The organism is Psychroserpens burtonensis DSM 12212 (genome assembly GCF_000425305.1).
Taxonomy (GTDB): Bacteria; Bacteroidota; Bacteroidia; order Flavobacteriales; family Flavobacteriaceae; genus Psychroserpens; species Psychroserpens burtonensis.
The window spans coordinates 103222-127312 of the sequence record NZ_AUDE01000017.1; the positions used below are offsets into that span (position 1 = coordinate 103222).

24 protein-coding genes and 1 pseudogene are annotated in these 24091 nt (G+C 34.0%); 12 read left to right on the top strand and 13 right to left on the bottom strand.

Annotation, left to right across the window (positions count from 1 at the left end; all coding sequences use genetic code 11):
* Nucleotides 1-49: 49 nt before the first annotated feature.
* Nucleotides 50-721 (bottom strand): 16S rRNA (cytidine(1402)-2'-O)-methyltransferase, encoded by a 672-nt coding sequence (rsmI, locus tag H593_RS0107935; protein WP_028871965.1) that lies wholly within the window; start codon nt 719-721, stop codon nt 50-52.
* A 197-nt stretch (nt 722-918) separates the two neighbouring features.
* Between rsmI and H593_RS0107940 the strand changes: the two genes are divergently transcribed.
* On the top strand, nt 919-1422 hold the full coding sequence (locus H593_RS0107940; protein WP_028871966.1) for a T9SS type B sorting domain-containing protein: 504 nt from the start codon (nt 919-921) through the stop codon (nt 1420-1422).
* A 35-nt stretch (nt 1423-1457) separates the two neighbouring features.
* Here the strand turns inward: H593_RS0107940 and H593_RS0107945 are convergent, their stop codons facing one another.
* Complete coding sequence (locus tag H593_RS0107945) at nt 1458-2192, bottom strand: hypothetical protein (protein ID WP_028871967.1); 735 nt, start codon at nt 2190-2192, stop codon at nt 1458-1460.
* A 103-nt stretch (nt 2193-2295) separates the two neighbouring features.
* On the opposite strand from H593_RS0107945, the gene H593_RS0107950 reads away from it, so the two are divergent.
* From H593_RS0107950 to H593_RS0107995, 11 genes and pseudogenes are all read left to right on the top strand, one after another.
* Nucleotides 2296-2943: a thymidine kinase gene (locus H593_RS0107950; protein ID WP_028871968.1), complete on the top strand. Its 648-nt coding sequence runs from the start codon at nt 2296-2298 to the stop codon at nt 2941-2943.
* Nucleotides 2936-4045 carry an alanine racemase gene (gene alr, locus H593_RS0107955; RefSeq protein ID WP_028871969.1) on the top strand — a complete coding sequence of 370 codons (1110 nt, stop codon included), beginning with the start codon at nt 2936-2938 and terminating at the stop codon, nt 4043-4045. Before H593_RS0107950 ends, alr begins: the two co-directional genes overlap by 8 nt.
* A gap of 74 nt (nt 4046-4119) precedes the next feature.
* On the top strand, nt 4120-4521 hold the full coding sequence (gene mscL, locus H593_RS0107960; RefSeq protein WP_028871970.1) for a large conductance mechanosensitive channel protein MscL: 402 nt from the start codon (nt 4120-4122) through the stop codon (nt 4519-4521).
* A gap of 210 nt (nt 4522-4731) precedes the next feature.
* Nucleotides 4732-5721, top strand: coding sequence for an aspartate-semialdehyde dehydrogenase (locus tag H593_RS0107965; protein WP_028871971.1), 990 nt, complete (start codon nt 4732-4734; stop codon nt 5719-5721).
* A 49-nt stretch (nt 5722-5770) separates the two neighbouring features.
* The gene (locus H593_RS0107970) at nt 5771-6526 is read left to right on the top strand and encodes a glycosyltransferase family 32 protein (protein ID WP_028871972.1); all 756 of its coding nucleotides are present in this window, start codon (nt 5771-5773) and stop codon (nt 6524-6526) included.
* A 62-nt stretch (nt 6527-6588) separates the two neighbouring features.
* A pseudogene (locus H593_RS21225) lies at nt 6589-6732 on the top strand (aspartate-semialdehyde dehydrogenase); the annotation flags it as partial.
* A gap of 207 nt (nt 6733-6939) precedes the next feature.
* Nucleotides 6940-8307: an Ig-like domain-containing protein gene (locus tag H593_RS0107975; RefSeq protein WP_037051779.1), complete on the top strand. Its 1368-nt coding sequence runs from the start codon at nt 6940-6942 to the stop codon at nt 8305-8307.
* An 18-nt stretch (nt 8308-8325) separates the two neighbouring features.
* Complete coding sequence (locus tag H593_RS0107980) at nt 8326-10326, top strand: FG-GAP-like repeat-containing protein (RefSeq protein WP_051229661.1); 2001 nt, start codon at nt 8326-8328, stop codon at nt 10324-10326.
* 70 nt (nt 10327-10396) lie between these two features.
* Nucleotides 10397-12811 carry an FG-GAP-like repeat-containing protein gene (locus tag H593_RS0107985; protein WP_028871975.1) on the top strand — a complete coding sequence of 805 codons (2415 nt, stop codon included), beginning with the start codon at nt 10397-10399 and terminating at the stop codon, nt 12809-12811.
* Nucleotides 12812-12905: 94 nt separating this feature from the next.
* Complete coding sequence (locus H593_RS0107990) at nt 12906-15074, top strand: prolyl oligopeptidase family serine peptidase (RefSeq protein WP_028871976.1); 2169 nt, start codon at nt 12906-12908, stop codon at nt 15072-15074.
* A 69-nt stretch (nt 15075-15143) separates the two neighbouring features.
* Nucleotides 15144-16055, top strand: coding sequence for an ABC transporter ATP-binding protein (locus H593_RS0107995; protein WP_028871977.1), 912 nt, complete (start codon nt 15144-15146; stop codon nt 16053-16055).
* A gap of 32 nt (nt 16056-16087) precedes the next feature.
* Here H593_RS0107995 and H593_RS19965 read toward each other — a convergent pair whose 3' ends face one another.
* From H593_RS19965 to H593_RS0108050, 11 genes are all read right to left on the bottom strand, one after another.
* Complete coding sequence (locus H593_RS19965) at nt 16088-16657, bottom strand: 4'-phosphopantetheinyl transferase family protein (RefSeq protein ID WP_051229662.1); 570 nt, start codon at nt 16655-16657, stop codon at nt 16088-16090.
* Complete coding sequence (locus H593_RS0108005) at nt 16654-16908, bottom strand: acyl carrier protein (protein WP_028871978.1); 255 nt, start codon at nt 16906-16908, stop codon at nt 16654-16656. The genes H593_RS19965 and H593_RS0108005 overlap by 4 nt, the downstream gene beginning before the upstream one ends.
* Before the next feature lie 205 nt (nt 16909-17113).
* Complete coding sequence (locus H593_RS0108010) at nt 17114-18385, bottom strand: beta-ketoacyl-[acyl-carrier-protein] synthase family protein (RefSeq protein WP_028871979.1); 1272 nt, start codon at nt 18383-18385, stop codon at nt 17114-17116.
* A gap of 43 nt (nt 18386-18428) precedes the next feature.
* Nucleotides 18429-18755, bottom strand: coding sequence for a GIY-YIG nuclease family protein (locus H593_RS0108015; RefSeq protein WP_281168562.1), 327 nt, complete (start codon nt 18753-18755; stop codon nt 18429-18431).
* Entirely contained in the window at nt 18748-19218 is a 471-nt protein-coding gene (locus H593_RS0108020) for a 3-hydroxyacyl-ACP dehydratase FabZ family protein (RefSeq protein WP_028871981.1), read from the bottom strand. The genes H593_RS0108015 and H593_RS0108020 overlap by 8 nt, the downstream gene beginning before the upstream one ends.
* 67 nt (nt 19219-19285) lie before the next feature.
* Nucleotides 19286-20080 (bottom strand): SDR family NAD(P)-dependent oxidoreductase, encoded by a 795-nt coding sequence (locus H593_RS0108025; protein WP_028871982.1) that lies wholly within the window; start codon nt 20078-20080, stop codon nt 19286-19288.
* A gap of 223 nt (nt 20081-20303) precedes the next feature.
* Nucleotides 20304-21356 (bottom strand): type III polyketide synthase, encoded by a 1053-nt coding sequence (locus H593_RS0108030; RefSeq protein ID WP_028871983.1) that lies wholly within the window; start codon nt 21354-21356, stop codon nt 20304-20306.
* A gap of 1 nt (nt 21357) precedes the next feature.
* Entirely contained in the window at nt 21358-22071 is a 714-nt protein-coding gene (locus H593_RS0108035) for a methyltransferase domain-containing protein (RefSeq protein ID WP_028871984.1), read from the bottom strand.
* Nucleotides 22068-23207 carry an NAD(P)/FAD-dependent oxidoreductase gene (locus H593_RS0108040; protein ID WP_028871985.1) on the bottom strand — a complete coding sequence of 380 codons (1140 nt, stop codon included), beginning with the start codon at nt 23205-23207 and terminating at the stop codon, nt 22068-22070. Before H593_RS0108040 ends, H593_RS0108035 begins: the two co-directional genes overlap by 4 nt.
* A 1-nt stretch (nt 23208) precedes the next feature.
* Nucleotides 23209-23739, bottom strand: coding sequence for a YceI family protein (locus H593_RS0108045; RefSeq protein WP_028871986.1), 531 nt, complete (start codon nt 23737-23739; stop codon nt 23209-23211).
* Between the two features lie 11 nt (nt 23740-23750).
* Nucleotides 23751-24091, bottom strand: a 341-nt coding sequence (locus H593_RS0108050) for an IS30 family transposase (RefSeq protein ID WP_157588803.1), incomplete at its 5' end; no start/stop codon positions are given.

The window sequence follows — 24091 nt, forward strand, 5'->3', positions numbered from 1 at the left end:
TTTTATAGAGATAAGGTTATTCAATATACTTTGAACACTTCTAATTTATTCACTTTTTCCCACCAACCACAATTACAATCTCCCCTTTTGGTGGTTTATTTGTGTAATGCTCCAAAACGTCTTTCGCAGTACCTCTCACCGTTTCTTCATATAGCTTTGTCAGTTCTCTGGATACAGAAACTGGTCTATCTTCTCCAAAATACTCACAAAAGTGAGTGAGTGTTTTTATCAATTTATGCGGACTTTCATAAAAAATAATTGTTCGCGTTTCTTCTGCTAAAAACAGTAACCTCGTTTGTCTTCCTTTTTTTACTGGTAAAAAACCTTCAAATATAAATTTATCATTTGGTAAACCAGAATTAACCAATGCTGGAACAAAAGCAGTAGCTCCTGGTAAACAATCCACTTCAATATTATGTTCTACACACGCTCTCGTTATTAAAAATCCAGGATCTGAAATAGCAGGAGTTCCTGCGTCACTGATAAGTGCAATTGTAATTCCACTTTTTAATTTTTCAACCAAATTATCAACCATTTTATGCTCATTATGCATATGATGACTTTGCATTTGTGTGTTAATCTCATAATGTTTCAAGAGCTTTCCAGAGGTACGAGTATCTTCTGCTAAAATTAAATCAACGTCCTTTAAAACTTCTACAGCACGAAAAGTCATGTCTTTTAAATTTCCGATAGGTGTTGGTACAATATAAAGTTTGCTCATTAGTAAGAGATTTCATTTCAAATTTACAATGTTTTCATATAAATTGACGCAACCTTTACCAATATTTAGCATCTTTATAGAAACCAAGCATTTTATGATTGAAAAATTAGTCCGCTTTATATTTTTCCTCCTTTTTTGCGTCCAATTAAACGCGCAAACAACAGATTTGTCAATTGTTACTCAAGCACTAAGTACTGATGGAACAGATATCTGCATCAACATCCGAAGAACTATTTAATAATAACACCTTTATTTGGTCAATTAATGTGTTATCAAGTAATCAATCTGAAACCTTAACAGTTGTTGCTCAAATCTTGTCAAGTACAGCACTTTTAAACACAGCGCTACTTAATTCTTTAAATGAACCAGATAGGGATGATACCAATAATAGGGATGATGCTGAAGTTACCATTGATAACTGTATTTATATAACAGATGGATTGTCACCAAATAACGACGGCCTTAATGATACATTTCATAGTGAATGTATTGAAGAATTCCCAGATAACAATCTTAAAATATATAATAGAGATGGTGTTCAAATCTATGAAAGTAATAATTACCAAAATAATTGGGATGGCACAGCAAATATGGGTTTAACAAAGACTTCAAACGTACTTCCTGTTGGTGTTTATTTTTACATTCTAGACTTAAAGACTGGAGATGAACCTAGGACAGGTTGGTTGTATCTAAATTACTAGGTATATTAAAATTTCCGAATAAAAACCATTTAAACTTAATCAAACTTTCGCTCAACAATATTAAAAAAACGTGATTCAAATTCCTCTTTACCTTTCCAATTATTATAATCTGGTTTAACAATATCGTTAAGAAGATGAGAAGCCTCTTGGTAAGTACTTGTTGTATTTAATTGAGATAACACACGTTCATAATTTTGAACTTCACCATTAAAAAGGTGCTTAATAAATGCTAATTTATCATTAAGACCTATGTTTAATCCACTGTTTTTAAGTTTATCATTTAATGATTTTCTAAGATTCTCATTAGCCTGACTAATAGGTTCAAAAACCGGTATTTCCTCAAAGCCAGCAGTGATATCTTCTAAGTGTGTTTTAGGCGCTTCTTTTTGAGCTACAGCACTCGCAAACATATCATCTACTTGTTGTGATTCTTGTGGCATCTGGGCCACCATATCTTTTATTTTTTCCATCACTGGCTCATAGATACCGTCGTCTTCATTCTCATCAAGATTGACATAAATTTTGTCGTCGTGTTCAATATTATCACTTACTTTATTATTAAAAGCGGTATCTAACATTCCAAAGAAAGAAGAATCGCTTCCAATTGTTGGTAAATCGCCTTCAAAATTCTCATTCGCAAATTTTAATACACTTAGTTTTTCATATAAAGCTCCCGTTTCGGCATGCAATTTCGCAATATTTTCTTTTCCTGTAAGCTTTAAAACTCTATGGGCAATGCTAATTAAATCTGCCTCAAGTTTCTTCTTCATAACTTTTGTTTTTAATTCCTGATTAGGTTTTTAATTTTTAATAAATTTGCTTCATCTTTATACAAAACGAACGCAAAGTTGGTTTTAGTGTTAAAATTACGAAATGTTTCTCGAAAATACAGTAAATCATAAAGAACAATTTGGATGGATTGAAGTCATTTGTGGCTCAATGTTTTCTGGTAAAACCGAAGAGTTAATTCGCAGGCTCAGACGTGCTCAATTTGCAAAACAAAAGGTTGAAATTTTTAAACCTACTGTTGATGTGCGTTATGATGAAGATATGGTCGTATCTCACGATTCTAACGAAATAAGATCTACGCCTGTTCCCGCGGCTGCAAATATTCCAATTTTGGCAGATGGCTGCGATGTCGTTGGTATTGATGAAGCACAATTTTTTGATGATGAAATTGTTAGAGTTTGTAATGATTTAGCTAACAAGGGCATTCGTGTTATTGTCGCTGGATTAGACATGGACTTTAAAGGTAATCCTTTTGGACCTATGCCAAGTTTAATGGCAACTGCCGAGTATGTTACTAAAGTTCATGCTGTTTGCACTAGAACCGGAAATTTAGCACAATACAGCTACAGAAAGGCCTCAAGTGACGCACTCGTTTTATTGGGAGAAGTTGATGAATATGAACCCCTAAGTAGAGGCGCCTATTACAAAGCAATGTTACGTGAAAAAGTAAGTCATATGGATGTAAATGAAGCTGAGGAAATCCCTAATAAAGATGGTAAATCAAATGCCTAAAGCTAGAGAAACTGTTTTAGAAATTGATTTAAAAGCACTAAAACACAATTTTGAGTATCTTAAATCAAAGCTTAATAACAACACCAAAATATTAGCGGTTGTTAAGGCATTTGCTTATGGCAGTGATGCGAATGAAGTTGCCAATTATCTTCAAAGTTTAGAAGTAGATTACTTTGCTGTGGCTTATGCTAGTGAAGGTGTTGCGCTTAGGGATGCTGGTGTTGAAACACCTATTTTAGTGCTCCATCCACAAGCTATAAATTTTAAAACCGTAATTGAGCGTTGCTTAGAGCCCAGTTTGTACAGTGCTAAAATCTTTAATGAGTTTATCGCTATTGCTTCCGAAGAAAAGCAAAGTAACTATCCGGTTCATATTAAATTTAATACAGGTTTAAATAGATTAGGGTTTTCTGAAAATGATGTAGACTATATCGTTTCTAAAGCTTTGGAAACGTCTGCCATTAAAGTGAAATCTATTTTTTCTCATTTGGCGGCAAGCGAAGATCTTAATGAAAAAACGTTTACAGAACGACAGATAAAAACATTTAAATCTATTTCGAAAGAATTTTCTAAAGCTATCGGTTACCAACCCATGCTTCATTTAGCAAATACGTCTGGTGTATTAAACTATCCTGAAGCGCATTTAGATATGGTTAGAACTGGAATTGGATTGTATGGTTTTGGAAATTCTAAAGAAGAAAATAAAAATTTAAAACCTATCGCAACACTTAAGTCTGTGATTTCTCAGATTCATACTATAGAAAAAGGAGAAACTGTAGGCTACAACAGAGCATATAAAAGTGAGGGAGTTGAAAAAACAGCGACCATACCAATTGGTCACGCAGATGGAATAGGCAGACAATATGGAAATAAAAAAGGCTTTGTCACTGTGAATGGAAACAAAGCACCAATCATAGGTAATGTCTGCATGGATATGATTATGATTGACATAACTAATATTAATTGTCACGAAGGGGATGAAGTTATAATCTTTGGTAATCACCCAAATGCCTCTCAATTTGCAGATGCTACAAATACAATTACATATGAGATAATCACTGCGATTTCTCAACGCGTTAAACGCTTACTTATAAAGGGTTAATATCTTTTTATTGTGTTATGTGACTTTTTAACTAAATTGGAGTCCTATAACTAACTAACAAAACATTCCAAATTATGTTTAAAGAATTTAAAAAATTTATAATGACAGGAAATGTCATTGATTTAGCTGTTGCTGTAATCCTAGCAGGAGCTATGGGAATGGTAATTAACGGATTTGTAAATGACATTATGATGCCAGTAATAGGAAACTTTGCTGGAGGAGTTGATTTTGCTGACCTAAAACACGTCCTGTCTCCTGCGACAATTGGAGCAGATGGTGAAATCATAAAACCAGAAAATGCTGTCATGTACGGTAAATGGGTAAATTCAATCATCAATTTAATTATTGTAGGTCTTGTTTTATTTATGATTGTTAAAGCATACAATAAAACAAAAACTCCGCCAGAGCCAAAAGCTCCAGCAGGACCCTCTGAGCTCGATATTTTAAAAGAAATTAGAGACTCGTTAAAAAAATAAGGGCTTTTAGCTAACCGCTACATTACCTATTTAATTAAACTTAAACCGCTTCACATGTAAGCGGTTTTTTCTTGTTGAATTCTTAAAAATTAAATTTTAAAATCAAAAACACTAGTTTTAACAAAACGCTTTATTTATTAAAAATAAGTGTCTTGTTAAACTGATTTAATCTAATAAAATCTATAATTTTATAGCTTAAAATTTCATACAATGAAAATAGCTATAGTTGGTGCCACTGGTTTAGTTGGCGAAGTCATGCTTAAAGTTCTTGCAGAACGTAATTTTCCTGTTTCAGAATTAATCCCAGTGGCCTCAGAGCGCTCTATTGGTAAATTAATTTCGTTTAAGGGAAACGATTATAAAGTTGTCGGAATGCAGACAGCTATTGATATGAAGCCTAATATTGCGTTATTTTCGGCTGGAGGTGATACGTCTTTGCTATGGGCTCCAAAATTTGCTGAAGCTGGCATTACTGTTATTGACAACTCTTCGGCTTGGAGAATGGATCAATCAAAACGACTTGTTGTTCCAGAAATTAACGCGGCTCAATTAACTTCCGAAGATAAAATTATTGCAAATCCAAACTGTTCTACCATACAAATGGTTATGGCTTTAGCTCCTCTGCATAATACATACAAAATCAAGCGTATTGTTGTTTCTACTTACCAATCTATAACAGGTACTGGTGTGAAAGCGGTTAAACAATTAGAAAATGAAATGGCTGGAATAAAAGGTGAAATGGCGTACCCTTACCCAATTCACCAAAATGCAATTCCTCATTGTGATGTATTTGAAGAGAATGGCTACACTAAAGAAGAAATGAAATTAGTGAGAGAAACTCAAAAAATATTCGATGATCGCACAATTGCAGTAACTGCAACCGCTGTAAGAATACCAACTGCTGGAGGTCATAGTGAATCGATAAATGTAGAGTTTGAAAATGATTTCGATATAGTCGAAGTAAGACACTTATTAAATGAATCCCCAGGAATAGTCGTCCAAGATAATATTGATGTAAATACTTACCCAATGCCAATTTATGCCAATGGAAAAGATGATGTTTTTGTCGGTAGAATTCGTCGTGATAGTTCTCAACCTAATACTCTAAATTTATGGGTGGTAAGTGACAACCTTAGAAAAGGTGCTGCCACAAATACAATTCAAATTGCCGAATATTTAGTTGCTAATAACTTGTTGTAAGTTCTTATAAAATGTAACTTGTAAAAACAAATACATTTAAAAAACAATTATGATTCCAAAAATTATCCATTTTTGTTGGTTAAGTTTCGACGAATACCCAAAAGTTATTAAAAAATGTATCGAGTCTTGGCAAAATAAATTACCAGATTACGAATTTGTTTTATGGGATACAAATAAATTTGACATCAACTCAACAACATGGACTAAACAAGCTTTTGAAGCCAAACAATATGCCTTTGCAGCAGACTACATAAGATTACATGCTCTTTACAACTATGGAGGTATTTATTTAGATAGTGATGTTGAAGTTTTAAAAACCTTTGACGAACTACTTGATTTACCGTATTTCGTTGGATTACAGTGTGATAATAATATTGAAGCTGCTATTATTGGTGCACAAAAAGGGACTGATTGGATTAAAGGTTGTTTAGAACATTATGATAATAAATCTTTTATAAAAGAAGACGGAAGCTATAATCAAGAGATATTACCTGTTGTAATGCGTTCTCAAATTAAGAAATACAAGAAGATAATTCAACTCAAATATATTGAGGTTCAAGGTATTGAGATATTAATTGAAGATAAAAGTTCTCTGTTTTTATTTCCTTCCGAATATTTTAGCCCTAAAGATCATCAAACACGTCAAGTATTTAAAACAAAAAACACATATTGTATTCATCATTACAACCATTCATGGTTCACACTTTTAAATGTTATAAGATTGGAAGTTATAAAGGTTATTGGGCTTAAAACGACAGAAAAAATTATTGGGATTGTCAATATGAGAAAACTTATTTCAAAATAAAAAAAAACCCAAGATTAATTATTGTTTTATATCTATAACTAACACGTATTTCTTTTAAAAGCAAAGAAAATGTTTTTGTCTGTAGAATTCGTCGTGATCGTTCTCAACCTAATACTCTAAATTTATGGGTGGTAAATAACAATCTTAGAAAAGGTGCTGCAACAAATACAATTCAAATAACAGAGTATCTATTGAAACAAAATTGATTATAAATACTTCAAATAATTAGGTAGGGTTTTTCATATACAAGATGTTTTATAATTATGAAAACCACACTATGTATAAATAGGACAGAGTTTAATAGATTTTATAAACAAATTCACTCTTGTTGTCTGATAAAAAGTGTATTACAACTAATTAATTATAAAGACTATTGGTTTGTATTTATATTTACTATCCAAATTGCACATTAAATGTTAAAAAAATACCTAAAATTCTTAAGCATATTTACGTTCGCCCTAGGTTTATTTTCCTGTAGTGACGACGATAATTATGTAGCAATAACAATTGAGGCAAATTCTGATAGTATAGAGGTTTCTCAAAACAGTTCTATTACAATTGATGTTTTGTCCAATGATGTTAATGTTCCTAGTAGTGGGTTACTAAACACCATAACGTCTCAAAACGGAACAGCCCAAGTTTTAGATCCTAATACAACTCCAAACGATCCATCAGACGATGTTATTCGGTACACACCTAACAATGATTTTGTGGGAAGCGACTCATTTCAATATACAATTTGTGATGACAACAATAACTGCGGAACAGGAACAATTAATATCACAGTGACACCTGTATCTACTGTAAACTTTAATTTAGAAGAGGTTCCATTTAATACACTTTCAGAATATAACTTTTTTGATGGTGTAATGAAAGATTTAGACCCATCATTTGGTGTTTTCCCTTATGATTTAAATTCTAGTTTATTTTCAGATTATGCTCATAAAAAGCGATTTGTATGGATGCCTGAGGGCTCTAAAGCAAATTACAATAGTGATTTTACGCCTTTAGATTTTCCTATTGGGTCTGTGCTAATCAAAAACTTCTATTACGACAATGTGCTACCAAACAATACAACACGCATTATAGAAACTCGATTAATGTATTTCACTCAAGATGGTTGGGATTTTGCAGAATATGTTTGGAATGATGAACAAACCGAAGCAACTTTTACGAATTCGGGAAGCTTTACAAATGTTGATTGGCTAGAAAACGGTGTAACGAATACTGTTACTTATAGAATTCCGTCACGAAATGAATGCTTTGCATGTCATAATAAATTTGGTACTCCTGTGCCAATAGGTCCAAAACCACAAAACTTAAATAGAGATTTAAGCTATCCAGATGGCGCTGCAAATCAATTACAAAAATGGATTGAAGTAGGTTACTTAGAAAATAATCTCCCTACTTCAATAGTCTCTACAGTTAAGTGGGATGATGAATCTCTTGATTTAGATTTAAGATTGCGGTCCTATTTAGATATTAATTGTGCGCATTGCCACTCAGAAGAAAGCTATTGTGAGTATAGACCAATACGCTTTGCTTTCCATGAGAGTGAAGATGATACTAATAAAGGTGTATGTGTAGAGCCAGATACGCAAATTGAAGGTACATCATTTATAGTTGCTCCTGGAAATCTAGAGGCTTCTGTGCTAAGGTATAGAGTAACTTCAATTGAAGAACAAAATAGAATGCCAATCATAGGTAGAACGCTTAAACATGAAGAAGGCGTTCGATTAATAGAAGAATGGATAAACTCGCTTAATATAGACTGTCAATAAAATAAAATTATTATAATTATGAAATCAAAATTACTCATCTTAACAGTTTTAGCGATAGCACTTTGTATCCCATCTTTTGGGCAACCTGCTAACGATAATATAAGTGGTGCAATCCCAATTACGCCTTCCCCTGAAGGTACTGGTTGTGGTACGGAAAGTTTTTATTTGCCTTTTTCAACTGACGGAACTACAGATAGTGGTGTTCAAGGGTCATGTACGAGTTCTGCCAATGATCAATTCTTTACATGGACAGCAACAAGTACTGGGTTGTTTTTTACCTCTGGAAATCCTGGAAACCCAGGAATAACAATATGGGATGCAACGGGAACAATTGAAATTTCGTGTACAGATACCTTTGTAAGTGAAAACATATCTGGATGGGCTATTAACGATGAGTTAATCATTCAAATTTATGATTATGCGTTAAACTCTGATGTCGCTTTCTGCTTAGAAACCTCTAATTTTGTTGCTCCTCCTCCTGCACCTATTACCTTTGATTCACAATCTTCGGGAGCCTCAGGAAGCTATAGAATCGCAATAGTTGATATGAATGGTGATTTCCTTGATGACATGGTTTCTATCTCTTCAAATAATATTAATATTAGAGAACAAAATACTGGTGGTGGTTTTACAACTAAAAACATTACAACCACCAATGCAGATTTCCCTCCAACATGGAGCTTAGGGGCTGCAGATTACGACAGAAACGGTTATACAGATTTATTATACGGTGGTGGTAATGGAGTTACTTTCATGAAGGCAAATAGCACAGGAACTGGTTTTACAGAAATTTCTGGACCTCAAGATGTATTCTCTCAACGTTCAAATTTTGTAGATATAAATAATGATGGTAACCTCGATGCTTTTGTATGTCATGATGTTGCTCCAAATGTGTATTACTTAAATGATGGTAGTGGCAATTTAACGTTCAACCAAGGCGGGCTAGGAAATTATCCTTCTGGTGGAAATTATGGATCTATTTGGATAGATTATGATAATGACAGAGATTTAGATTTATTTATTGCTAAATGTGGTGGAGAAGTTGCTCGTAGAGTTAACGAAATGCACACCAATGACGGAACTGAAAATTATACCGAAAATGCTCTCGCTATAGGCCTTGCAGATCCAATGCAAACTTGGTCTGCTGCTTGGGGTGATTTTGATAGCGATGGTGATATGGATGTTTTTGTAGGAGCCAGCTCTGGACCTCATAAACTTATGAGAAATGATAATGGAATGTTCACAGATATTACACCCGGTTCAGGTATTAATGTTCTAACTAGTACTTCTACAGAAACGGTGACTTTTGATTTTGATAATGATGGTCATTTAGATTTAGTCTCTGGTAATAATATTTTATTCGGAAAAGGTGATATGACATTTGATGTTTATACGAATGTATTTCCGGGTTCTGGCTCTTTTGGGGATTTAAATGATGATGGTTATATTGATTCGTTTAACTCAGGAGCTATTTATTATAATAATGCTGAAAGTAATAATAACTGGATTAAAATACATACAACAGGGACTGTTAGTAATATAAATGGTATTGGAGCTCGTGTTGAAGTTCATACGCCTTCTGGTATTAGAATTAGAGATGTAAAAAGTGGTGACGGGTTTAGATATATGAATTCTTTAAACACTCATATTGGTATTGGTGCAGATAATACAATTAATAGTGTTGTTATTTATTGGCCTTCTGGTATCATTGATACCATCACAAACCCACCAATTAATGGAGCATTAGAGGTTATTGAAGGAGATACATTAAGCTTAGAAAACTCTTTAACAAATGAATTAGTTATTTATCCTAACCCAGCAAAAGATGTATTAAATATTAATTCTTTAGAATTAAATGATAATATGATTTACACAATTTTTGATATAACGGGTAAGAGGATAATGAATTCTAAACTTAAAGAGTCGTCCATTGATGTTTCCAAATTATCGCCTGGTAATTACGTTTTAAGAATTGTATCAGGTTCTTCGATAAAGAGTCAAAAATTTATAAAATACTAAATAATACAGCCTCTAAATTAACGATTTAGAGGCTTTTTTGTTACTTTTATGCACTATACTTAATTTGACTATGAAAAAAATTACTCTCGCTCTCTTATTATTTAGTGCTTTTCTTAGCTATTCCCAAACATTAAATCAACCTGCGAACTGGCCTAACTCCAATTGGAGTATTACAGGTGACTATTTAACAGATGCTAATGTATTTGAAGCCAATCCAACAGTAACGTCAAACTTTGCATATGATGATGACGATGCTCAAAACGGTCACAATGATGATATCGCAGCAGAGTCTCCAATCATAAATTTAACAGCTGCCTTCAATGCTGACGAAAGCTGGCTTTCAGTTGGATCTAGTTATGTTTTTCATGATTTTGGTGAAACTCTAATCATTCAATATTGGGATGCAGACTCAAGTTCTTGGGTAAACTGGGGAAATGAAATATCAGGAACTCAAAACCCACCAACAGATAATTTCTGTTCTGGAACTTATGAAGGATTTAATTCCGCTCCTTTAAATATTGCATCCTTTAGTCCAAATCAATTAAGTAATTTTAGATATCGGATTTCTTATGACGATAATAACATTTGGGGATACGGTTTTTGTTTTAACTCTCCTACAATAAGTTCACAAACACCACCTGCTTGTCCTAATGTTTCTAACCTAAGTGTATCTAATATTAATACAGATACTGCAAATGTTAATTGGCAACCAGGAAGTACAGAAACAAATTGGGAAATTGTTATTCAGGATACTGGTTCTGGAGTACCTACTAGCTCAGGAATTTCTACAACATTAAATAATCCTTACCCCGTTTCTGGATTATCTTCATCCACTTCTTACGAGGTTTTTGTTAGAGGTTTCTGTGGAGGTTCAGATTATAGCAATTGGGTTGGGCCTTTAACGTTTACTACTTTAGTTGATTCGCGTGTAAATTTCTCAACACAACCAATGTCTGCTAATGATTATGACCTAGCTGTAGTTGATATGAATGGAGATCATTTAGATGATATCATCTCTGTATCTCAAAATAGTGTTAAAGTTCATTATCAATTAAGCGCAGGAGGCTTCAATGAGGTTGATTTATCTACACCTAGTGCGGATTTCATGCCTAGTTGGAGTATGGCAGCTGCAGATTATGACAGAAATGGACAAACAGATTTATTATATGGTTCTGGTAGTGGTGTAACCTTTATGAAATTAAATAGTGCTGGTACTAGTTTTACACAGTCCTCTACTTCAGACTACGTCTTTTCTCAGCGTTCTAACTTTGTAGATATCAATAACGATGGTCACCTCGATGCGTTTGTCTGCCATGATGTAGCGCCTAATGTTTATTATATCAATGATGGTTCTGGAAATCTAACATTTTACCAATCTAATGTTACTCCTAATGCACCTGTAAATTTAGGTGATTATCCTTCTGGAGGTAACTATGGTTCTATCTGGATAGATTATGACAACGATAGAGATATGGATATGTTCATTGCAAAATGTGGTGGTAGTGAAGATCGAAGAAAAAACAACATGTTAACTAATAATGGTGATGGGACTTTCAGTGAAAATGCCGCAGCTTTAGGACTTGACGATATTATGCAAACATGGTCTTCGTCTTGGGGGGATTATGACAACGATGGTGATATGGACGCATTTGTAGGAGCAAGTTCAGGAACCCATAAGCTGTTAAGAAATGATGGAAACGGTGTTTTTGTTAATGTGACTCCAGGTGCAGGCGTCAGTGGTGCTCCAAATGGTCACGAAAACGTAAGCTATGATATTGATAATGATGGCTATTTAGATATCCTCTGTAATGGTACAATTCTCTACGGAAAAGGTGATTTAACATTCGAAGATGCTGATAATGGTCAACTAAACTACGCCAATGGATCTTTTGGAGATTTAAATAATGATGGTTTTGTTGATGCATATTATAATGGAAATATTTATTGGAATCTCACAACAAATAATAATTGGATTACTATAAATACTGTTGGAGTTCAGAGTAACATTGATGGTATTGGGGCAAGAATTGAAATTACAACCACTAACGGTACTCAAATTAGAGATGTAAGAAGTGGAGAAGGATTTAAATACATGAGCACCTTAAATACGCACTTCGGAATCGGAACTGAAACAGGAATTGACCATATTACTATTTACTGGCCATCAGGTGTCATAGACATTATTAATGATCCAGCAATTAACGCACCTCTTGAAGTTGTTGAAGGTGCCACACTTACATTAGAAAATTCATTTGTAAACGATCTTGTGATATACCCTAACCCAACTAAAGACGTATTAAAAATATCTAGTACCGATAGTCTTCAAAATGCTATTTACACTATTTTTGATATCAACGGTAGACGTATTATGAACTCTAGATTAAGTCAAAACACTATTGATGTAAGCGCTCTTAATACGGGTAATTATATCTTAAGAATTGTTTCGGGAAACAGTATAAAAAGTCAAAAGTTTATCAAGCAATAAAGAGCTTAATAATATCTTAAAAAAGCCTCTACATTTATTTGTAGAGGCTTTTTTGTTTATTTTTGATAGAACGACTAATCAATACTTATAAATTATGAAAAACATTTTATTAATAGCAATAGTGACACTAGCATTTAGCGCATGCAAGGACGACTCTAAGGAACAAAAACGAGATATCGTGGTAAATTACCCAGAAACAAAAAAAGTAGATACGATTACTGATTACTTCGGAACACAAGTAAAAGATCCTTACCGTTGGTTAGAAGATGATAAAAGCACAGAAACCGAAAACTGGGTAAAAGCTCAAAATGAAGCTACTTTTGGATATTTAGATAACATCCCATATCGTAAAGAATTGAAAGAACGTTTATCTAAATTATGGAATTACGAAAAAGTAGGAGCTCCCTTTAAAGAAGGGGATTACACCTATTTCTATAAAAATAATGGACTTCAAAATCAATATGTTATCTATCGCTATAAAACAGGAGAAAATCCAAAGACTGCAGAAGTGTTCTTAGACCCAAATACCTTTACAGAAGATGGAACCATATCACTTGGAGGTGCAAGTTTTTCAAAAGACGGAAAAACCTTGGCCTATGCTATTTCCGAAGGAGGAAGCGATTGGAGAAAAGTTCTAGTCATGAATACAGAGACTAAAGACATCGTTGAAGACACTTTAGTCGATATCAAATTTAGCGGCATGTCTTGGTACAAAAATGAAGGTTTTTATTACTCTAGTTACGATAAACCTAAAGGAAGCGAATTGTCTGCAAAAACAGATCAGCACAAATTATATTACCATAAACTAGGGACATTACAAAAAGACGATGCTGTAATTTTTGGAGGGACACCAGCAGAGAAACACCGTTATGTTGGAGGTAATGTTTCAGAAGATGACAACTATCTAGTAATTACAGCAAGTGTATCCACTTCAGGAAACAAACTATTTATGAAAGACCTTTCTAAACCAAATAGTCCTTTAATAACCGTATTAGACCATGCAGATAGCGATACATTTCCTATTGACAATGTTGGAAGCAAACTGTTTTTAGTAACCAACCTAAACGCTCCAAACAAGAAAATTGTCACAGTAGATGCTTCAAATCCAAGTCCAGAAAACTGGGTGGATTTTATACCAGAAACCAAAAATGTATTGAGCCCATCAACAGGTGGAGGTTATTTCTTTGCAGAATATATGGTTGATGCTGTTTCTAAAGTCATGCAATACGATTACAATGGGATATTAGTGAGAGATATAGAATTACCTGGTGTTGGAAGTGCTGGCGGATTTGGTGCCAAAAAAGAAAACACAGAGTTATATTACTCATTCACGAACTACGTAACGCCTGGAAATATATATAAATATGATATTAAAACAGGAACTTCAGAAGTTTTCGTTAAACCAGACATCGATTTCAATCCAGAAGATTATGAAAGCAATCAAGTGTTCTTTACTTCAAAAGATGGCACAAAAGTACCGATGATTATTACGCATAAAAAAGGATTAGAACTTAACGGTAAAAACCCAACAATTCTTTACGGTTATGGAGGCTTCAATATTAGTTTAACACCATCATTTAGCATCGCAAATGCGGTATGGATGGAACAAGGTGGTATTTATGCAGTTCCTAATTTAAGGGGTGGTGGAGAATATGGCAAAGCGTGGCATGATGCAGGAACACAACTTAAAAAGCAAAACGTTTTTGATGACTTTATTGCAGCTGCCGAATATTTAATAGCTGAAAAATATACCTCATCAGATTATTTAGCGATTAGAGGTGGCTCAAATGGCGGTTTATTAGTTGGAGCGACAATGACACAACGGCCAGACTTAATGAAAGTAGCATTACCAGCGGTTGGCGTTTTAGACATGTTGCGTTACCATACGTTTACAGCAGGAGCTGGCTGGGCTTATGACTATGGAACAGCAGACGACAATAAAGAAATGTTTGACTACCTTAAAGGTTATTCTCCAGTTCATAATGTAAAAGAAAGTGTGCAATACCCTGCGACAATGGTGACCACAGGAGACCACGATGATCGCGTTGTACCAGCACATAGTTTCAAATTTGCTGCCGAGTTACAAGCCAAACAAACTGGAAATAATCCTACATTGATACGTGTCGAAACTGATGCTGGTCATGGCGCAGGAACTCCAGTAACTAAAACTATTGAACAGTATGCAGATATTTTTGGATTTACACTTTATAATATGGGATTTGACGTCTTACCAAGTCAAACTAAAGAAAGAGTAAAAGGATAAAATTTTCTAAATATATTTAAAAGTCACTCCATCAAAGAGCGACTTTTTTTATAGTATTTTTGTAACGCTATGCTAAACGTAAAAGACCTTAACTTTTCTTATAAAAAAACACCTGTTTTAAAAGACTTATCTTTTAAAGTTGAACAAGGTGAAAACTTAGCCATTATAGGAGAAAGTGGTTCAGGTAAAAGCACACTTTTAAAAGTATTGTATGGCGAATATGATCTTAACTTCGGAAATATCCACTGGAAAGACATAGAGGTCCTTGGTCCAAAACATAACCTAGTAGTTGGTTATGAGTTTATGAAATATGTGGCTCAAGAATTTGATTTGATGCCATTTATTTCTGTAGAAGAAAACATCGGAACCTTTCTCTCTAATTTTTTTCCGAATGAAAAGAAAGAACGTACAGCAGAATTACTAGACGTTGTTGAACTCACCTCTTTCGCTCAAACTAAAGTCAAAACACTTTCTGGCGGACAAAAACAGCGTGTCGCATTAGCAAGAGCATTGGCAAAACAACCTGAAATCATTTTACTCGATGAGCCTTTTAGTCATATTGATAATTTTAAAAAACAATCCTTAAGACGTAATATTTATAAATATCTAAAAGATAAAAATGTGACCTGCATTGTAGCCACTCATGATAAGGATGATGTTCTAGGATTTGCAGATCAACTGATACTACTTAATAACAATACAATAGAAGCTTACAATACACCTCAGGCTCTATACAAAAACCCTAAAACACCATTAATTGCGTCATTTTTTGGTGAGTTTAATGTCATAAATGATAAGATTATTTATGCGCATCAACTTAAAATTGTAGACGAATCTATGCTTAAAGCAACGGTAAGAAGAAGTTATTTTAAAGGGCGTTATTATCTAGTTGAAGCAGATTTAGATGGAGAGAATATTTTTTTTATGAATGATCAGCAGTTCAAAAAAAACGAGATTATCTATTTAAAAATTATAGAATAAACGAGTAATACACAAGGAATTCATAGTGCGCCTCAAGCATACGCAAAACCAGAAAACCTCCCACAATGTGTTAGTGAAATTGGTTTTGGTAATTTTACAGAATTAACGAATACTTCAGGAATTCCAAGATCCGTTTTCTTGATACTTAAGACATCGCGATCTATCTTTTCAATTTGAGAAATCGATTTTAGTAACTGTTGCTTCAATACGTTACTTTGAATCGTATATTCTTCTTTTTTAGTTTCAAAAATAGAGGTACACACCTCCTGATTTTGATCTTGTTTAGCAACAGTATACACATAATCTTCTGTAACCGTTGATTCCGTGAAATAGCAATTATCATCTATCCTAACTAGTCCTTTCTCTTTAGAAATAAGATCACAAACCAAACGTGTCGGGTTAAAAAAACGTTCACCAAATTGCCGAACGTGAATTTTATACGCCGCCTCTTTCATACTCCAAAGCAACCACACTGTTTGGTGTTGATGTTCCGAAGAAAAAATAAGCGCTTGTTCTTTTAGCGTGAAGACTTTATCTAAAAAGCGAGGACGTACCCAACCGGTAGAACTATATTTTAAATCGACAATATCATTACCTATCACTTTGCTGCTAATTTCTCATTTACAACGTCCATAGCAGCTCTTACAGATATCATTTTTTCCATATCGTCGTTCTCGATTCTAATATCAAATTCGTCTTCAACATCTAAAATCACATCGACTAGATTCGCCGAATTGATTTTCAAATCGTTAATAAAATCAGTCTCTTCAGATAAATTATTAAAGGCGTCTTCATCCTGAATATAGGGTTGAACAATGGTTTTTAATTTTGCGATTAGTTGGTCTTTAGTCATATTTGTTTCCCACGAAAGTGGGAATCTTTTTAATTAAACATTTTATTTTTTAGCACTTCGGCTGCGTTCAAGGTGACATTATATACCTTTTCATTACATCACTTCGCTCATTGATAAAATGAAAATATACTTTTATTGAAAGCACCTTGCAAAGCAAGTCGAGAGATTTCAAGTGTTCTCGACTCCGCTCGAACTGACAATGGGATTATTTTTTATACTTTTTAAAGATAACACAACCATTCACATCGCCAAAACCAAAACTAGCTTTTGCAGCAATATTTAAGTCGGTTTTCAATGATTTAGTTATTATTTTTTCTTTAGAAATTAATTCTAAAATTTCAGGATGCACATCCTCACAATTAATATTAGGAAATACAAACTGCTCTTTAAGCTGCAATATAGTTGCCACAGATTCAATACTTCCTGATGCAGCCAAACAATGGCCAACCATAGATTTTAAAGAGTTGATATATGGGAAATCATCCCCTTTTCTATGTAAAGCTTTGGTCCAATTCTCAATTTCCAAACCATCTTTTGAAGTCGCTGTTAAATGACCATTTATCGTATCGATATCATTTGCTGAAATATTAGCATTTGTGATCGCATCTTTAATACACCGCTGCACAGCCTCAGCATTTGGAGCTGTCATTGTACCGCCATCGCGTTGTCCACCAGAATTAATATTTCCACCTAAAACCTCAGCATAAATAGTCGCGTTTCGTTCTAGTGCACTCTCTAAAGATTCTAAAACTAAAGCACCAGCACCAGCACCTGGAACGAATCCAGAAGCACTTTCACTCATAGGTCGAGAGCCTTTTTCTGGAGAGTCATTATGCTTATACGTCATGACACGCATGGCATCAAATCCACCCCAAATATAAGGACCATCATCGCTACAACTTCCAACGAGCATTCGTTTTGCTTGTCCGTTTTTAATCCGTTCATAACCCATTAAAATAGCTTCAGTTCCTGTGGTACACGCAGACGAATTTGTGGTTACTTGATTTCCTAATCCTAGAATTCCACCTAAAAACGCACTAATTCCGCTAGCCATAGTTTGCACCACGACAGTACTTCCTAGCCGTTTCACTTGTTTGTCATCTAGCTTATAAATAGCTTCTCTAAATTTTTCAACGCCAGAGGTTCCTGTCCCAAATATGGTTCCACTATCAACATCTAATTCACTATCTGCCTCTACTGATAACCCAGCGTCTTTCCAAGCATCAATTCCAGCGATACAGCCATACAAAATCCCAGAACTATTAAAACCTCTTAACTGTAAAGGGGTTAAATACTCTAGTTTCTTTTCTTCGGAAATTTGCGGAATACCACCAATACAACACGAAAAATTCAAGTCTGCTAGTTGTTGGTGAAATGTAATCCCGGATGTTCCATTTTTAATGGCTTTTAAAAATGCATCGAGCCCGACACCATTTGGTGCAACGACTCCTAAACCTGTGATTACGACTCTGTTCATTCTCTATTCCTGCGCAGGCAGGAATCTTTTTTTAGTATTAATTCTAATCTCTAAATTTATTTAGTCCTAAATTCCAATTCATGCTCAAATCCATCCAACTTGGATTCATATCTTCAATTAGTTTAATTTTCCAATCTCGCTTCCATTTCTTGAATTGAATCTCTCTCATAGAAGCTTCTTCTCCATCTTCAAACTCTTCAAAATAAACTAACAAGTTACGTTTATATTTAGCAGTAAACGCTCTGGGGTATTTTATAAACTTATGCTCTTTAACTCTTTCTATAATATGATTTGTACACCCAATATATAAAACTCCTTCCTTCTTATTCGTCATTATATATACGCACCACCGTTTTGAGTTTTCACTCATGCTTTATAGAGATTTCTGCATTCGCAGGAATATGTAACATTCCTGATATTTGTCCTCTACAAACCAATTCATTTTTCTCATTCAACATCTTCACTTTACATTTCAATTTATTAAAACGAAACACTTCTTTTTCTGAAACCACAGTTACTTTCTCACCAGGTAATACAGGTAAAAAGAAATGAACTTGACTCGACGTCAACGCAACTTGCGGTTGATTATCTTCAGATAATTGATCTTTCAGTATATAAATCCCTAAACATACGAGTCCTATTTGCGCCATACATTCGGTAAGAATTACACCTGGCGTAATTGGATTATTTTTAAAATGACCTTCGTAGAAATATGAATCTTTTCTGAAGGTGTAATGTCCTGTTATCCCTTCCGAAGACATCCTCGTTAATTCATCAACAAATAGAAATGGTTGTTGATATGGTAATAATGATATGATTTGGTTATTGTTCAATTCAAATATGTTTTTTTATAAGACCTTTCGACGCCGCTCAAAGTGGCCAATTGATTTCAATTTAATTCTAGGATATATGTTCGCCTCCATCCACAGGAATCACGCATCCATTAATCCAACTCGCTTCATCTTTTGATAACAGATATACTGCATTAGCAACATCATCAGGTCGTGTTAAGCGCTTAAATGGATTACGCATTACACTATGTTCTTTAATTTGCTCACTTCCCGGAATCATTCGTAATGATGCAGTATCAGTCACACCTGCTTGGATACAATTAGCTCTAATTCCAAAAGGTGCAAATTCTAAGGCAATATTTCTAGTAATCGCTTCTAAAGTTACTTTTGCTGCAGATACTGCTGCGTAATTTTTCCAAGCCTTCGTATTTCCTTCACTTGTAAAACTGATAATTCGAGCATCACTCGCAAATATTTGAGCGTCAAAAACAGCTTTAGTCCAATCGTATAGACTAATAGCCATGGCGTTAATTGTCAAATTAAAATCATCGTTTTTTAGTGTTGGTTTTTCTTCGGAAATCATCGGTTTTAAATTCCCTTTGGCGACACTATGAACGAGTGTCCTTATGTTACCTTCTGAGGTGAATAGTGCTTTCAATTCTGAAATAATTTGTTCTCGTTTTTCAGATTTAAAAGCATCAACATTATACGATTTAAATTGAATACCTTCAGCCTTTATAGTTGTAAATTCTGAATTGATTTCATCTTCTTGTGCTCTTGAATTTCTGTGAATGATGCAAATATTCATGCCATGTTTAGCTAGTTTTTTTGCTGTAGCTAAACCTAATCCGCTGGAGCCTCCTAAAATGAGTGCCCAATAGTTTTTATCTTGAAAATCATTCATATAGACGCTTATTCCTCAAACTAAATTTATAAATTTTTTTATTCGCCCATACTATTTTTTAGGACCTCATGATGTGCTGCGCAGTTCTTGATAAAAAAACGAAATCGAGGTACGAGATTCACGAACACAAATTTATTAAAATTAAAACGGTGTGAACTAAGCAAAAAAATCAAAACTGAACATTGTTTTACTAGTTGATTAAAACTACGTCATAATTATTAAACTACCACTCTAACAATATGCGTTGTGCTGAAAACCCTGGTCCGAAACTTAGCATTAAGCCTCTATCGCCTTTAGGCAATTGTTTATCCATAAAGCGTTCTAAAACGTATAATACTGTCGCACTACTCATGTTTCCGTAAAGTTTAAGAACTTCTTTGGTATCGTCAATATTTTTCCCAAGAGAGCCAAACAAATCTTCTACGGTTTGTACAATTTTCTTACCTCCAGGATGGAAAATCAAATGATCTATATCTTCAATCGATATATTATTTCGTTCTAAAAACGGATGAACAATCCTAGGGAAATGTTCTGAAATTGTCTCAGGAACCGCTTTATCTAAAATCATTTGTAAACCTGTATTTACGAGCTTAAAACCCATCATAGTTTCAGCATCATAAAAATGATACATGGCTTCGTCTATAATTTTAGGACCTTCTTCATTTTCATAAGACGATAAAATCACACTTGAAGCGCCATCACCAAATATGGCAGCACTCACAATATTTACCATTGAGTAATCATCGAGTTGAAATGTTGCCGTTGGCGATTCTACAGCAATTACTGCTGCACGTTTATTGGGATTCGCTTTTAAAAAATTCTTTGCATAAATAATGCCTGAAACTCCTGCAGCACATCCCATTTCTGTCACAGGTAGTCTTACAATATCCTGTTTCATCTTTAGGTTATTAATCAAATAGGCATCTACAGACGGAATCATAATACCAGTACAACTAACGGTTATGATATAGTCGATATCTGTTGGCTTTAGCTTTGCTTTATCTAGAGCTTTTACTAAAGATTGTTCTGCCAACTTTATAACTTCACGAGAATAGATCTCATTTTTTTCTTCAAAAGACGTATTCAAAAACACGTCCTCTGCATCCATTATAGAATAGCGTCTATCCACTCCAGCATTCTCAAAAAGTTTGATTACTTTTCGTTTAAAACGATCGTCTTGATCGGCTAACCAAACATTCAAAAAGGGAATAATATCTTTAGTTTCTCTAGTATGTTTTGGTAGCTGTTTTGCTACCGACGTTATTTTTACGCTCATATTATTTTTTCTTCAATATCCACTGAAAACGGAAAGCCCATTTCCATTGCAGATTATAATTGGCATTTAATTGTTGTGATATATCTTCTAATTCTGGTCTTTTAAACCCTCTCAATACTGAGGTTAATCCATCTTCAACGATGGTCTTATTTTTAATTGTTGTACACAGTAATTTAAAAAGGTAATACGCTAATTTATGTCTATGTAAATCGTTAACCACAATTCCTAATTTAGCCTTTTCTAAAACAGGTTTTAAAAAGGTAACCAAATCATCTTCCTTAAAATGATGCAGAAATAATGTGGTCAACACTAAATCATAATCGAGTTGCTCAAAATCTTCAGAGAAGATATCAATTGCTCTAAATTCTATATTATCGTAAGCTTGTGATAACCGATTGGCATAGTCGACTGTATTTTGATTTGCGTCAATCCCTATCAATTTAAAATTATAACCATTTCGCTTCCCAAATCGTGCTATTTCTCTCAAAATATCTCCTCCTCCACACCCCAAATCTATGAGTGTTATTACTTTGTTTTTATCATGATTTTTGAGTGCTATTTTGAGTCCGTTAATAGTGACTATATTTCCTCCTAACCATTGATTAATTTTCGCTAATTTATCCAGGGCATCGTGAAGTATTGGACCATTATAATCCAAATCGTCCATGATTTCATCTTCCTCGCTTCTGTATTTTGTACTAACTAACAAACTCATTTAACTTGTATTAATTTGCCATGGGTTCTCTTTATAATATGAGGTAAAATACCCGGAAACCATTTTAGGCCTTGCATCAATAGTTCAGAAATTTTAGGTTGATTAAATAAATTAGCCACTAGATGACCTGTCTTTAAACGTAATTTAAAAGCTGTATTCCATTCTCTAAGGTACTGTTTTTCTAAAGCTTCTCTAGTAGATAGTTCCGAATTAAAAAATTTGATAATTAATACCGATGCTATTTGTGCACTTCTAATTGCCATACTCATCCCGTTACCACATAAAGGATGAATCAATGCAGCAGTATCACCACACATAAGGATGTGATTTTCAACTGGTTTTTTATCTTCAAATGAAATTTGACTAATCGTTAATGGTTGTTCAAAAACAGGAACAGTATTATCAAAAATAGTTTTCAAATGACTGTTTCGAGATACTACTTTCTCTTGAAACTCTCCAATATCCTTGAATTTCTTAAACGATTCAAAACTCGTTATATAACATAAATTGATACTGTCATCCTCTACTTTAGAAACACCACAGTATCCACCTTCAAAATTATGAAGTGCCACTACGTCTTCTGGAAAATCACCTTTTACATGCGTTTTTACTGCTAAATATGGCGACTTCGTTTTTATGAATTTCCGATCCAATTTCACATCTAAATTAGCACGTTTACCATAAGCTCCAATAACTATTGCCGCTTTAAAAACAGTGTTGTTTTTTGTTTCTACAGAAAATTCATCATTAGAAAACTGAATATCTTCAACAACATCTTGAAGAATTTCCACACCATTTTCAAGCGCCTTGTTTGCCAAGGCTTCATCCAAACAGAATCTACTAATCCCAAATCCGCCTAGTGGCAAATCTGCTGAAATTAGTTGTCCTTTGGTTGTCGATAATTGAAATTTATCAATTTTTTTAGCACCCAATTTAAACACATCAATGTCTAAAAACTCTAAATAGGGTAGCACTTCATTCGAAATATATTCGCCACAAACCTTGTGCTTAGGGTAGCTATTTTTTTCAATAACTAAAACGCTCAAATTCTGCTTTGATAAATGAATTGCACTAGATAAACCAGCCAATCCGCCTCCAACGATAAGGACATCAATTTGAGATGATTTGTGATTCAAATTATTCTTTTTTTAAGGTGTTGCTTATATTAATTTTTACGGTATCAGACAATACAAAACTACTGTCTCCTACTTCAAAATCAAGTCTATTAATTTCAAAATATGCTTTTAGATTAGTGCCTTCTTTACTGTTGATAATCTCCATTGGCACCGTACTAGATTTAGTCGTTTTCTTAATCGTAAGATTAACAGTAACATCATATTTATTTTTTGATGTTTTTTTAAAATTCGTGGCTTTTATCCTTGTTTCAGGATAGGTCGTACTATCAAAATAATCATCACTATTGAGATGCGTATCACGCTTTTTATTATCTGTATCGATAGAGTTGACAGCTACATTTCCATATAAGACCCATTGCGATATATCTTGAGACGTGAAGTTAGTCGCAATAGATGTCTTTTCAAAATGACCATCTACATTCATTCGAAGGTTTCTAATTTTAAAGTCTACTGCAATATTAGCCTTTGTTTCTAGAGCAAAACCTGTAACCGTAAAGACTAGGCTAGTAATTAAAATAAGTATAATTTTCATATTTGCTGAGTTCAACCCATAAGTGCAACACACTTATTATTTAGGACTTCAATAGGGTTATTATAATTAAACTTTCTAATTGGTCTGTAATTTAGTAATTTTTCTACTTCTTTTATTCTCTTAGCTGAGACTTCTCTAAGGTCTGTTTTCTTTGGAAAAAATCTTCTTATTACACCTATTCTGTTTTCGACAGTTCCCTTATCTTGAGAGGTATATGGTCTTGTGAAGTATGCTTTGACATTCACGTCTTTTGCTATTTCACCATGCCGAGCAAACTCCTTTCCATTGTCAAATGTTATTGTCTTAATCCAAGATGAGTCAAAATTTGTAAGCCGTTCATTCATTTTTTGAT